Annotated in this window: 16 protein-coding genes and 1 pseudogene; all 17 read left to right on the top strand. The window is 42.5% G+C overall.

The genetic code is table 11. The features are described from left to right. Window positions 1-194 precede the first annotated feature (194 nt). Window positions 195-383 (top strand): AgrD family cyclic lactone autoinducer peptide, encoded by a 189-nt coding sequence (locus tag DXA20_RS10305; RefSeq protein ID WP_022306242.1) that lies wholly within the window; start codon window positions 195-197, stop codon window positions 381-383. Window positions 384-438: 55 nt separating this feature from the next. After that, complete coding sequence (locus DXA20_RS10300) at window positions 439-837, top strand: hypothetical protein (RefSeq protein ID WP_022306241.1); 399 nt, start codon at window positions 439-441, stop codon at window positions 835-837. A gap of 46 nt (window positions 838-883) precedes the next feature. Continuing rightward, window positions 884-2,266 carry a hypothetical protein gene (locus tag DXA20_RS10295; protein ID WP_118560594.1) on the top strand — a complete coding sequence of 461 codons (1,383 nt, stop codon included), beginning with the start codon at window positions 884-886 and terminating at the stop codon, window positions 2,264-2,266. Further along, window positions 2,241-2,999 (top strand): hypothetical protein, encoded by a 759-nt coding sequence (locus tag DXA20_RS10290; RefSeq protein ID WP_118560592.1) that lies wholly within the window; start codon window positions 2,241-2,243, stop codon window positions 2,997-2,999. Before DXA20_RS10295 ends, DXA20_RS10290 begins: the two co-directional genes overlap by 26 nt. A 59-nt stretch (window positions 3,000-3,058) precedes the next feature. Next, window positions 3,059-3,382 carry a hypothetical protein gene (locus tag DXA20_RS10285; protein WP_147403738.1) on the top strand — a complete coding sequence of 108 codons (324 nt, stop codon included), beginning with the start codon at window positions 3,059-3,061 and terminating at the stop codon, window positions 3,380-3,382. Between the two features lie 109 nt (window positions 3,383-3,491). Next, window positions 3,492-5,378, top strand: a complete 1,887-nt coding sequence (locus tag DXA20_RS10280; protein ID WP_118560588.1) for a hypothetical protein — start codon at window positions 3,492-3,494, stop codon at window positions 5,376-5,378. Continuing rightward, window positions 5,375-6,130 (top strand): ABC transporter ATP-binding protein, encoded by a 756-nt coding sequence (locus DXA20_RS10275; RefSeq protein ID WP_022306237.1) that lies wholly within the window; start codon window positions 5,375-5,377, stop codon window positions 6,128-6,130. Before DXA20_RS10280 ends, DXA20_RS10275 begins: the two co-directional genes overlap by 4 nt. A gap of 116 nt (window positions 6,131-6,246) precedes the next feature. Further along, on the top strand, window positions 6,247-6,624 hold the full coding sequence (ylxM, locus tag DXA20_RS10270) for a YlxM family DNA-binding protein (RefSeq protein ID WP_118560586.1): 378 nt from the start codon (window positions 6,247-6,249) through the stop codon (window positions 6,622-6,624). Between the two features lie 78 nt (window positions 6,625-6,702). Continuing rightward, window positions 6,703-7,353, top strand: a complete 651-nt coding sequence (locus DXA20_RS10265; protein WP_118560584.1) for a DNA-3-methyladenine glycosylase family protein — start codon at window positions 6,703-6,705, stop codon at window positions 7,351-7,353. Window positions 7,354-7,364: 11 nt separating this feature from the next. Continuing rightward, a complete protein-coding gene (locus tag DXA20_RS10260; protein ID WP_118560582.1) occupies window positions 7,365-7,685 on the top strand; it encodes a putative signal transducing protein in 321 nt (106 codons plus the stop codon). 281 nt (window positions 7,686-7,966) lie between these two features. Beyond that, window positions 7,967-8,796 (top strand): annotated as a pseudogene (locus DXA20_RS18675) (signal recognition particle protein); the annotation flags it as partial. Then, the gene (locus tag DXA20_RS18670; protein ID WP_442969692.1) at window positions 8,791-9,324 is read left to right on the top strand and encodes a hypothetical protein; all 534 of its coding nucleotides are present in this window, start codon (window positions 8,791-8,793) and stop codon (window positions 9,322-9,324) included. The pseudogene DXA20_RS18675 and the gene DXA20_RS18670, both read left to right, overlap by 6 nt. A 71-nt stretch (window positions 9,325-9,395) precedes the next feature. Continuing rightward, complete coding sequence (gene rpsP, locus DXA20_RS10250; RefSeq protein ID WP_022306232.1) at window positions 9,396-9,638, top strand: 30S ribosomal protein S16; 243 nt, start codon at window positions 9,396-9,398, stop codon at window positions 9,636-9,638. Between the two features lie 29 nt (window positions 9,639-9,667). Continuing rightward, window positions 9,668-9,898: a KH domain-containing protein gene (locus DXA20_RS10245; RefSeq protein WP_118560580.1), complete on the top strand. Its 231-nt coding sequence runs from the start codon at window positions 9,668-9,670 to the stop codon at window positions 9,896-9,898. A 93-nt stretch (window positions 9,899-9,991) separates the two neighbouring features. After that, complete coding sequence (gene rimM, locus DXA20_RS10240; RefSeq protein WP_022306230.1) at window positions 9,992-10,495, top strand: ribosome maturation factor RimM; 504 nt, start codon at window positions 9,992-9,994, stop codon at window positions 10,493-10,495. 40 nt (window positions 10,496-10,535) lie between these two features. Next, entirely contained in the window at window positions 10,536-11,273 is a 738-nt protein-coding gene (gene trmD / locus DXA20_RS10235; protein ID WP_118560578.1) for a tRNA (guanosine(37)-N1)-methyltransferase TrmD, read from the top strand. Window positions 11,274-11,280: 7 nt separating this feature from the next. Beyond that, entirely contained in the window at window positions 11,281-12,600 is a 1,320-nt protein-coding gene (locus DXA20_RS10230; protein WP_118560576.1) for a glucosaminidase domain-containing protein, read from the top strand. The last annotated feature ends 9 nt before the right edge of the window (window positions 12,601-12,609 follow it).

Here is a 12,609-nt window from a genome sequence, read left to right as displayed (position 1 = left end):
TTAAAAAAATGGATTAAGTGGCTGAATGAATACCGTTTAATCCGTATTTTTGACCACTTAATCTGAATGAATACCGTTTAATCCGTATTTTTGACCACTTAATCTAATTTTTTATTTTCTAGAAAATAATATGATATTATCACATTGTCTGTATGGAGAAGTATCCATAAATTATTACGAGGAAAGGAGAAGTTATGAGAGCGAAAATTTATCGTTTCATATCAAAACATGGTTCAATACTGTGTGCATTAGCAATACTTGTTGCACCTATTGCATGTGAACAGTGTAGAGTGTTGTTTTATGAACCGGTTGAACCCAAAGGATTGGACATGTTTATAAAAGAGCATAAAAATAATTTTAAAGAAAATGAAAAGCTACTGTAGGGAAGTTTGGTTTTATATTACAAAATTAAAAAATACAAGAAAGAGGTAAGATATTATGAGAAAAATAAGAAATACAATAGTTGCAACAATGTTATTCGCAAGTATTATGTTATGTTCTGCAAATGTAAATGCAGCGGCAAGGGTGAATGGAACATGTGGAAGCGCCGGGGTTGGGGGGATAAGCACCATAGGTCAACATAAAGCTCAGGGGTATACTTTTCAATCAGGAAATACAGGTTCAGTAAAAGCTGATTGCACATGTACATATAGAGATGTAAGTGCAGGTAAGACAAGAACGATGACAGGTTCTTCATCAGGAACAGCAAGTGCTGAGAAAAGTTTTACTGTTTATGAAGAAGATTATATGAAATCATTAGTGACAAAGCATTCTGCTGTTATAGGAGCTTATAAATGGGGGCCAAGCAATGAAACTACGACAAAAGCTACTTGTTAGTATACTTGTATTCACATCTATCTTCATGTGTGGATGTTCAAAGGATGTGCAAAAGCAGCAAAAAACAGCTGAGAAGGCAGATATTAAGGAACGTCTGGTTTCCGCATCATCATCGGATATTGTCTGGACTATATCCGATGATGTCGATGTGAATGAAACGTATTTGAAATATTTCAACGAAAAATTAAAGGAAGACGGATATAATTTTCGTCTCAAATTTCAATATTTAAAGGAAGATGAGTATGATCGTGAGATTCGTCAGGTGTTAAAGGATGGATCAACGGATATTGCATTAGCAGGTCAAAATACAGATGAAAGAAACTATGTGACAGAATTATGCCGGGATAATCTTTTGATGTGTTTAGACGGACAGATGAATGATAAAAGCGAATTATATGGTGCTTTTGAAGATCCTCTGTGGAAATCGGTGGAGGTGGACGGCCGGGTTTATACGGTGCCAAACGGTATTTTTGCAGACGGAAAATACTGCATTGTCTTTAATAAAGATGTACTTGGGAAAAAGGCAGCCAATTTTAATGGAGATATTTTATCGGTCAACCAATATTTATCCAAAAATAAAACGGACAAGGACAAGCTTTTATTTGATCTATCTCTCGAAGATTTTGCCGGTATTTTGGGTGGAAATATTGATTACGGCATGTATTTTGACGGGAAAAAAGAAACCATATCAACGGTATTTGAAAATTCCAAGATATATCAACTGGAAAAACTGTTTTATGATCTGAATAAAGCCGGGCAGATCAATGAGCTTTGTGCTTTTCACCAAAACAGCGGTGACCGGGACAAGATAAAAGAGCTGATTAAAAAGAAAGAGTTTACGATTTTGTTGACAAAGAGAACGGAGACCGTGGATTCTTTAGACGGCGTATCCGTTTATGATCTGGATTTTACGGTAAATTTTGAACGGAATGGTGGAACGACGGGGATTTGTGAAAAAAGTAAAAAGAAAGAAAATGCGTTACAGTTATTAACCTTATTGTATACCAGAGACGATTATACAAGGCTCCTGCTGTATGGAAAAGAGGGGAAGGATTATACCGTAGAAAACGGAAGAGTTGTCAGTGATAAAGGTGTCAGTCACAGCTTAGCGGATGTACTGGGGCTGTTCCGGGGCTCCCTGCCGACAGAAGAGGAGACCGTTTACTACAAAAACATCAGACAACAAAAGGAGAAACTGTATCGTTCTAAAAAATGTCAGACTTCAAAGTTTGCCGGGTTTCAACTGGATTTTAAAAATTTTAAGGATGTAAGCACTTATGCAGATGCGGGAAAAGAATATTATGATATCTGGAAAGAGAGTACGTTTTCGGAGGAATATGAGATGGCAAAAAAAACAGTAGCCGGGAAGCAAAAGAAACTGCTAAAGGAAGTGAAGAGACAATATGAAACATGGAAAAAGAATATCTAAGGAATCCCTGCTTGTTTGTGGGGTGTGTCTTGTACTTGCGGCGGCAGTTGTTTGGGTTATTTTCTTTTTGAGCAGAACAGGGAGTGACACAAAATCATTCATGCAAGAGTGGTTTTGTGATGCTTCCTTTTCCAGAGCATTGTATGGGGACAAGGGGCTGTTTGAATATGGGGACAGGGGAATTGTTTATATCGATGCAAAAACCAGGAAGGAAACCCCTATTTGTCAAAAGATTGGCTGCCAACATAATAATGCGGATTGTGACGGATGGATTGAGAGTATCAGTCGTCTATTGGTCTTTTTTGACGGGGAATATCTTTACTATCTGGGAAATCAGGATGAGGGAGATGATTGGAAAAGTTTGGATCTGGTTCGCTGCAATCCGGATGGAACAAATCGTATGCTTTTGCATACTTTTCGGGAGATGCAATCTGCGACAGCGGTATGTTGCCGGGATGGGCGTATGTACGTAGCATATCGCAATGGATATGACATGAAAGCCAGGGAAGAAAAGATCAATGTGGAGGCGGGCATTCGTGTTTATGATTTTGAAAAGGACACAGAAAAAACGCTTTATCATTCTACCAGTGTTGACAACAATATAACATCACTGGATGTGAGGGATGGCATGGTTTGTTTTTCTCACACGTTCTGTGATCTGAGCGAAAAGGAGATTATAGAAAAGAAAGACGATGTAAAATTGAAGCATACCTCACTTATCTGGAATTTCTGAAAGGAAAAGAAAACAGAATTCTTTCAAAAAATCCTACTTCCGCCATGCTGGGTGTAGCAATGGGAAAGGATGTTATTGTATTTTCCGATGAGAAGGGCATAGAAAAATATAATATAGAAACGAAAAAAACAGAATGCATTTATGCCGCAAGTCAGACAAATATGGTAAGAGCCATCGGACTTGAGGATGTGGCCTTTTTTGCAGTTTCTGATGATAAAACCCAGAAGAACACCTATTATCAGATGGAGAATTTTGGCAAGCCGAAAAAAATGGGCACCTCGTCAGATCTCATTTTCCAGATGTCCAAAGATTCAGTTTACGGAATGAACAAGGATGGAATGGTGTACCGAACAAACGATTTAGCCAAAATTGCGGGGAGTTGATGTCATGTTCCGGAGCGAATGCAGGAGAGTCCTGAATAAAAAAAGAAGTGCAGTAGTTTTGTTGTCTCTTTTTGTGTGCGTCATTTATACCTTGCTAAGGGGGGACGGTGTGGGAGGAGATTTTTCCGGAAACGCATATAAAAATATGATCCACGATGTAAAAAATATGGATATGAATACATTGGAAAAGTTTGCGGAAAAGAAAGATTTCGAAAAAAACGGACTGTATACAAATTCCTATAAAGCAGAGGATGCATTATACAATATCATATACAAACAGGCACAATATAGTAACAGCTATAAAGAATATGTGGCTTCTGTATTGGATCGACAGGAAAATGGAATTTCTATTTTTGTAAAAGGTAAGTATTCCAAAAGATTACAACAAAAAATTAAAGCAGATTTTTCCGGATTCAGGAACGTAAAAGAAAAGGAAATTGATGCGTACGGGATGGAGCGGCTGCTTCAGGCAGACTGCTTTGAAATCATGATGTTTGGTATGATCTTCCTGTTAGCCTATATCCTGCTGATACCTGAAAAAAATGAAGGGATTCTGAGGTTTTATTTTGCCATGCCAAATGGAAGAAACTGGCTTGGTTTTGTAAAATATGGTGTGGGTTGTTTTTATGCAGGGATCATATCGGTCGTATTTTATGGGGTAAAATGTCTTATTCTATCTTCTTTATATGGTCTTGGAAATCTTCGTGTGAAGGTACAAAGCTTTTATATGTTTCAGGGATTTCCGCCAAATATATCGGGAGGGGAATTTCTGATCGGATATGGATGCTATAAAATTTTGGTGGGAATTTTATTTTTCAGTATTTTTTATGCATTGACCCTTTTGTGGAAAAAAAGAAATATCGCATTTACCATGATAGCGGGGATTTTTTTTCTGGAAGGTTATTTCTGGTTCCATATTCGGGATAACAGCTGGCTGTATCTGATGCGCAGGATTAATTTGATACAGTTTATGGATATCAGAAATATATTAGCACAGTATTCCTGTGTGAATGTATGGAATGTGCCGGTCCATACCTATCTTGTGCTGGTCCTGGCCTGTGTGTTGCTTATTATTTCGTCAGGCGTGTCCGGGTTCCTTTTATATCCGGTCTTTGCCGGAGAAAATGGAAGGACACTGGAGATTGCCGGAAAGACAAGTTTTTGCTGGAACCTGCCATCGAAAATGGAACTTTTATTCTATGAGATAAAAAAATACTGGGTTTGTGAAAAGGGATGGATGCTGCTTCTTGCGGTATTGTGTGCGGGTTATTTTATTTCCGGGATACAGGTACAAAATGCAGGAGATGTTGACAAACTTTACTATGAAAAATATATGATGGAAATTCAGGGGAAAACGGTGCCGGAAGCAAAAAAGTATATGCAGGACATATTAAAAGAAATTCAAGAATGGAAAACGGATTTGGAGAGTGACAAGACGTTTTCCCAGGAATATATCTCCATCCTTGAAATCGGTGTGAAAAGAGAAAAAGGAGCCCAAAAAGCATATAAAAAGGTACTTTTGCAGGAGAAAAAGAAGGCAGATCATATTTTATATGAGAAGGGATACAGGCTGGCACTTGGCATGGGGAAGGAAGCATTTGCCTTTCATTTTATCGAAATTTTTTCAGCCATAGCGATAGCCATTTTTGCCTTCTGCGTTTATGGAGTAGACAACAAAATGGAGAGAAGACTTTTGCTGTATTCTACCTATTCTGGGAAAAATGCACTGATTCGATCCAAATGCAGGATGATCATTTTCTGGAGCATCTTTTTGATGGGAAGCCTGTATGGCAGTTGGATCTACAGTGTCTCTCGTAATTATTCGATCCATCATTTAAACTTTCATTGGAACTGCGTTGCGGGAAATGCTCTGTTTGGAATCATTCAGACAAAGATCGGCGTTATTTTGTTTGGATTTTATGGATTACACTTACTAGCGTTAATTTTTCTTGGTATGGTGGTTGGAAATCTGACGATGAGAGAGGACAGCATATGAAAAAAATAGTTGCAAAAGATCTGGTTAAGGAGTACAACAAAAAAACAGTATTATCCCATGTGAATATCGAAATGCAGGGTGGCGTTTATGGGCTGCTGGGGCCGAACGGAGCCGGAAAAAGCACCTTGATCGGTATCATGGTGGATGGCATTCAGAATTATAGCGGCGAGATTTTGTACGGAAATGAGAACATAAAAAAGCTTGGAAAAGATTATAGAAAAAGAGTGGGGTATGTGCCGCAAAAGCAGGGATTGTATGAAGAGTTTTCTGTTTTAGAATGTATGAATTATATTGCAGTATTAAAGGGACTGAAAAAACGGGAGGTCCGGGAAGAAATCACTTATTTGCTGGAAAGACTGCACATTCTGGATGTCGCCAGTCGAAAGATATCAACCCTGTCCGGTGGAATGAAACAGAGGGTGCTTATGGCACAGGCATTGCTCGGAGATCCGGATTTTATCATATTAGATGAGCCGACGGTAGGCCTTGATCCGGTAGAAAGATATGATTTTCGAAATTTTGTCAGGGAGCTTTCCAAAACGTGTACCATTTTATATGCAACACATGTGGTAAGTGATATTGAAGACATTGCAAAAGAGGTTATCCTGATCAAATCGGGAGAGATCCTTGTGCAGGATACGGTTGAAAATCTTATTTCGGATCTGGAAAAGAAAAAGAAAAATATTCGTAATCTGGAGGATGTCTTTGTGTATTATACGAAGGGGGAAAGGGAGATCGCTTTCGATAGATAATTTTCCACCAACTGATGCTATGGATTGTTATTGTTTCAAACAGGCAAAACATGTATAATGGTCTTGGCAAAGAAATTTAGAAAGTCAGAATTGATAGAGAAAGCGGGGAAATAGATGTGACGCGGGGACAGGAGCAAAGTATTGAGCAGCGGCTGGAGGAGAGAGTATACCTTTCCATGCTCTATGATTTTTATGGTGCATTATTAAAAGAAAATAACAGGCGTATTTTTGAGGCATATATTCAGGAGGACTATTCTATCTCGGAGATTGCTGAGGAGATGGAGATTTCCAGACAGGCGGTGCATGATGCTGTCAAAAGGATCACGAAGCAGCTTAAAGGCTGCGAGGAGAAATTGGGGCTTCTGGAGCGGTTTGAACAGCAGAGAAGTGAGATGAGACGACTGCATGAATGTCTGCAGGAGATGAATATTTCCGAGACGGATCCAAGGGGGCAGGAAATATTTCAGATCCTTTCCAAGATCATTGAAGAATAGAGGGATGGCAGAATAAAAATTGCAGAATAACCGTCATGCTGTGTTATCTGTGACAGATAGTTACAAAAGGAGCTTCGTATGTATTTTGAATATGGAGAGAAAGAAATTTCTTATCTGAAGGGAAAGGATCAGAAATTAAAGGAAGTGATCGAGCAGATCGGTCCCATAAAACGGACAGTGGATACGGATCTGTTTTCATCGATCGTGCATCATATTATCGGGCAGCAGATCTCGACAAAGGCACAGGAGACGATCTGGAAAAGGACGCTTGAACGGGTTGGAGAGGTGAACGCAGAAAACATCTGCAGGATGGATATTGAACAGCTTCAGTCGCTAGGAATTTCTTTTCGAAAAGCAGAATATATTGCAGATTTTGCAAAGAAGGTATCGGATGGCAGCTTTGATCTGGAGAATATACGGAATCTTTCGGATGAGGATGCAATCCGTTCACTCAGCAGTTTAAAGGGGATCGGCGTCTGGACAGCGGAAATGCTTCTTTTGTTCTGTCTGCAGAGACCGAATGTATTCAGTTATGATGATCTGGCGATCCGGCGCGGGCTTCGGATGGTATATCACCACCGCAAGATTGACCGGGAATTATTTGAAAAATACCGCCGCAGATTTACACCGTATTGCAGCGTGGCAAGTCTGTATTTTTGGGCGGTATCGGGAGGCGCGATCCCGGGGATGCGGGATTATGCACCGGCCAAAGGCAAAAGAAAATACTAGGGGGCGATACAATGTTAATCATATACAGAACAAATAATTCGATAGAGGCGGATGCGATTTGCAGCAATCTGTCAGAACATGGAATTGCGTGCGATTGCAGCCGGAATGATTCCTTTCATGCCGTATCCGGTGTGAATCATGTTATGTTTGAAATCAGTGTGTCGGAGGACATGGAGCAGCAGGCACGGGATGTGATCCGCGAGCAGTCCGTTGAATATAAAAGCACGAAGGCGGGAAGCAGAAGGCACAGCATGGCAAGGATCGTGGCGATCATTTCGCTGGTTGTCATTGTGCTTGGACTTGCAGCAAGCATTATCAGTGCCGTGATGTAGAAGCCAAGGAAATGGTCGAGATGAAGCCGGGCACAGACGATGTCTACAATAAATTAAAATAATTTACCAGACGTTTAATGTTAAAAATAAAAAACGTCAAGAAAAATACTTGACAACATCGAAACGATTGTGTATACTAGCCATTGTGTTGTGAAAGCAGACTTTGAAATGGAGGGTAGTGCGAAAATATGAAATTTTCGCCAAGCGAATAAAATTCGCTTTGCAAATCTTGTGCCTGCGGCCCAAAGTTTGCAGTTCTTTGGAAAGGCAAGGTTATCTATATGGCATTTGATAGTTTATCCGAAAAGCTGCAGAATGTTTTTAAGAACCTCCGTAGCAAGGGACGTTTGACGGAGGAGGATGTTAAGGCAGCTTTAAAGGAAGTTAAGATGGCTCTTCTGGAGGCAGATGTTAACTTTAAAGTAGTCAAGAACTTCGTCAAGACAGTGCAGGAGCGGGCAGTCGGACAGGATGTTATGAACAGCCTGACGCCGGGGCAGATGGTGATCAAGCTTGTGAATGAAGAGCTTGTCAGTCTCATGGGAAGCGAAACCACTGAGATTGCATTGAAGCCATCCAATGAGATAACCATCATTATGATGTGTGGTCTTCAGGGTGCCGGTAAGACAACGACGACCGCCAAGATTGCCGGAAAGCTGAAGCAGAAGGGACGTCGTCCGTTGCTGGCAGCCTGTGATATTTATCGTCCGGCAGCGATTGAGCAGTTGAAGGTCAATGGTGAGAAGCAGGGCGTTGAGGTATTCGCGATGGGTACCAGCCACAAGCCTGTTGACATTGCGAAGGCAGCGCTCGAGCATGCAGTAGCACATAATGAGAACGTAGTCATTCTGGATACTGCAGGACGTCTTCATGTGGACGAGGATATGATGGGTGAGCTGCAGGAGATCAAGGAAAACATTGATATCGATCAGACAATCCTCGTTGTGGATTCCATGACAGGACAGGATGCAGTTAATGTTGCCAAGACCTCGATGAGAAGATTCAGATTGACGGTGTTATCCTGACAAAGTTAGATGGTGATACCCGAGGTGGTGCGGCACTCTCCATTCGTGCAGTGACAGGACGTCCGATCCTGTATGTCGGCATGGGAGAGAAGCTGTCAGATCTGGAGCAGTTTTATCCGGATCGTATGGCATCCCGCATTCTTGGTATGGGCGATGTGCTTACATTGATCGAGAAAGCTGAGGCTGAGATCGATCAGGACAAGGCAAGGGAGATGGAGAAGAAGTTCCGTAAGGCGGAGTTTGACTTCAATGATTTCCTGGAGCAGATCGGTCAGATGAAGAAGATGGGCGGAATCAAAAGCATTCTTGGTATGATGCCGGGAATGGGACTTCCGACCGACTTAGACATTGATGATGATGTGTTTAAGGGCACAGAGGCGATCATTTATTCCATGACACCGGAGGAACGGGGCAATCCGGCCTTGATCAATCCATCCCGTAAGAAGCGCATTGCGAAAGGCGCCGGAGTGGATATCTCAGAGGTCAACAAGCTGATCAAACAGTTTGAACAGTCCCGCAAGATGATGAAACAGATGTCGGGAATGATGTCCGGCAAGGGCAAGAAAAAGGGGCGTTTTGGCGGCGGAATGCCAAAGCTTCCATTTGGATTTTAAGATGCATTCAGATTCCGGTCATACCGGGGTTTGTATATAAATAGTACATGTAAGATTAGGAGGTGAAAGACATGGCAGTAAAGATCAGATTAAGAAGAATGGGTAAGAAGAAAGCACCTTTCTATAGAGTAGTAGTTGCTGATTCCAGATCTCCAAGAGATGGTAAGTTTATCGATGAGATCGGTACCTATGATCCAAATCAGGACCCAAGCGTTTTCAAGTTTGATGAGGAAAAGGCTAAGCAGTGGTTGGCAAATGGTGCTAAGCCGACGGAGACAGTTGGAAAGCTGTTAAAGCAGGCTGGAATCGAGTAATTTTTTTGACCAGTGAGGATGTGTAGAATATGAAAGAATTAGTGGAAGTTCTCGCACAGGCACTTGTGGATCACCCGGAAGAGGTTGAGGTCGCAGAGACTGAGACAGAGAATGAAATCCTATTGGAACTTAAAGTTGCTTCTGATGACATGGGTAAGGTTATCGGAAAGCAGGGACGTATTGCAAAGGCAATTCGCACAGTAGTGAAGGCTGCCGCTTACAATACGGACAAAAAGATTACTGTAGAAATCGGACAGTAGGTTCGTGGAAGACGCCTGTACATGGTTATGTACAGGTGTATTTTTCTTTATAGCTGAAATATATAGAATCAATGACGGAAAGGTATTGTTTGTATGGAAGATTATTTTAGAGTAGGTGTCATTGCCAATACCCACGGGATCCGAGGAGAGGTCAAGGTATTTCCGACCACAGAGGATCCGAAGCGTTTTAAGGGAATGAAGGAGATCATTCTGGATACCGGAAATGAGAAAAAGGTGTTGGAGGTTGCTTCCGCACGTTTTTTTAAGAACATGGTCATTTTGAAATTTAAGGGAATTGATTCGATCAATGACATTGAGAAATATAAAGGCAGAGATCTTCTGGTCACCAGAGAAAATGCGATTCCGCTGGAAGAGGGCGAGTATTATATTGCCGATATTCTCGGTGCAACCGTGGTGACAGAGGATGGGGAGAAATTCGGTGTATTAAAGGATGTACTGACAACAGGAGCCAATGATGTTTATGTGGTAGAGCATGAAGGGAAGGAAGTGCTGCTTCCGGTGATTCCGGATTGTGTACTGTCCCGAAATATGGACACTAAAGTTGTGACGGTTCATATTATGGAAGGACTGTTGTAAATTGTCAGATCAAGCAGACATGAGAAATGAGGATAGGTAAATGAACTTTCATGTAATGACTTTGTTTCCGGAAATGATCGAACGTGCAATGAATGAGAGCATTACCGGCAGGGCGATCAAGGCAGGATATATATTGGTAGATGCCGTGAATATCCGTGATTTTGCGAATAACAAGCATAACCGCGTGGATGATTATCCCTATGGCGGCGGAGCCGGAATGGTGATGCAGGCAGAGCCTGTGTATCGCTGTTATGAGAGTATCTGTCATTCGATCGGAAATGAACGCCCGAGGGTGGTCTTTATGACACCACAGGGAAGAACCTTCAATCAGAAGATTGCAGAGGAGTTATCGCAGGAGGAGGATCTGGTTCTGCTCTGTGGTCATTATGAAGGAATTGACGAGCGTGTTCTGGAAAAGATCGTGACCGATAATGTGTCGATCGGCGATTATGTCCTGACCGGCGGAGAGCTTCCGGCGCTTGTCGTGATGGATACGATCTCGAGACTGGTGCCCGGGGTACTTAACAACGGAATGTCTGCGGTCAAGGAATCATTCTCGGATAATCTGTTAGAATATCCGCAGTATACAAGACCGGAGGAATGGATGGGGGAGAAGGTGCCACCTGTCCTGCTTTCGGGACACCACAAGAATATCGCCGCCTGGTACCGGGAGCAGTCAATTCTTCGGACAGCGAAGAACAGACCGGATCTTCTGGAGAAAGCAGAGCTGACGGAGAAGGAAAGAGACTGGCTGTATAAGCAGCAGGAAAGGAAATGATGACAGCATGAGCAGCAAGATAGCGAAAGTAACCGTATTGATCATAGCAGTGGCACTGATTCTGGTGGAGGTGGCGCCAAGATGGCAGCTGAGGGCAGCCAATGATGAGGATCTGACGACGACAGAGATCTCTGTGGACAATGGAACAGGCGATGATCCGGACAATGCACCGGAGCAGGAAAAGCCGGCAGTAACACCAAAGCCTGCCCAAACAGCAGCTCCGGCAAAGAGAGAATCTGCAAAGCCGAAGGCAGACGATTCCGGAAAGGGAAAAGCAGCAGATGCCGGAAAGAGTCAGGTGGCAAAGAACCGGAAACATGCCGCAAAGCATAAAAATAAAAAGCACCATCCGGCAGCTCCGACACCGGTACCGACTTACCGCCCGATCGAGGGAAATGTACAGATGTACAATATACAGTATCTGTCGCAGATCCAGAAGCTGAAAGATGCCAACAAACGGATCACAGACAAGCGTCAGGAACTGATCACAAAGACGCAGTCACTGACCGTCAGACAGGCATATCTCGAGAAAATGCGCCGTACTATTGGAAGCAATACCATGGCAGTCAAGGTGGCGGCAACCGGATCTGCAGTATCGAAGGTGGTATCTGCTGCCACAGTACAGGGGCTTGATTCTACGGTCGATCAGGTGGTCTATCAGGGATATATTTTGTGTAACCCAGATTATTTTGATGTGCTGACAGTTTCCGGCATGGACACGTTTTTTGAGGAGAATGAGACTTTTGACCTGGGACTTTATCTGGATAAGGAAATCAATCAGTGCGGGCGCAAGCTCAGGAATCTGAAGAAGCCGGTACATCATATCCGTTCAAAATACGAAAAGATTCATACCCGGTATGTCAAAGGAATCAGGAAGCATAATCCGGTAATCTTTAATCCGTATGACTTAACGGTCAGAAGTGGTGTGACAAAATCGCAGATGCGTAAAATGTTAGAGGGAAGTGAGTTAGTTACGCTTGCTCCGGTGTTTGTGAAGGCAGAACATAAATACGGGGTCAATGCGGTTGGACTGGCATCCATCGCCGCACTCGAAAGTGCGTGGGGAACATCAAGAAGAGCCAGACAGGATCATAATTTTACCGGTTTTGGTGTGGACTCGGATGATGCACAGGGCATCAATGCAGCCAGTGATCAGGCGAATATTATGAGAACTGCAAAATGGCTTGCCAAAAGCTATCTTACACAGGATGGCATTTATTATGATGGAACCGGACTGATGGAGATCAATCACCATTATTCCGCATCTTTTACCTGGGCATGGAAGGTCGAGCATTGTGTAAAGCAGATGTTTGAAAATCTGCAGTAACAGGAGGTA

It is taken from the genome of Roseburia sp. AM59-24XD, assembly GCF_003478445.1.
In the GTDB taxonomy this organism is placed as follows: Bacteria; Bacillota; Clostridia; order Lachnospirales; family Lachnospiraceae; genus Jutongia.
Note: the sequence above shows the minus strand (reverse complement) of the source record. Positions and strands in the feature narration are given on the sequence as shown.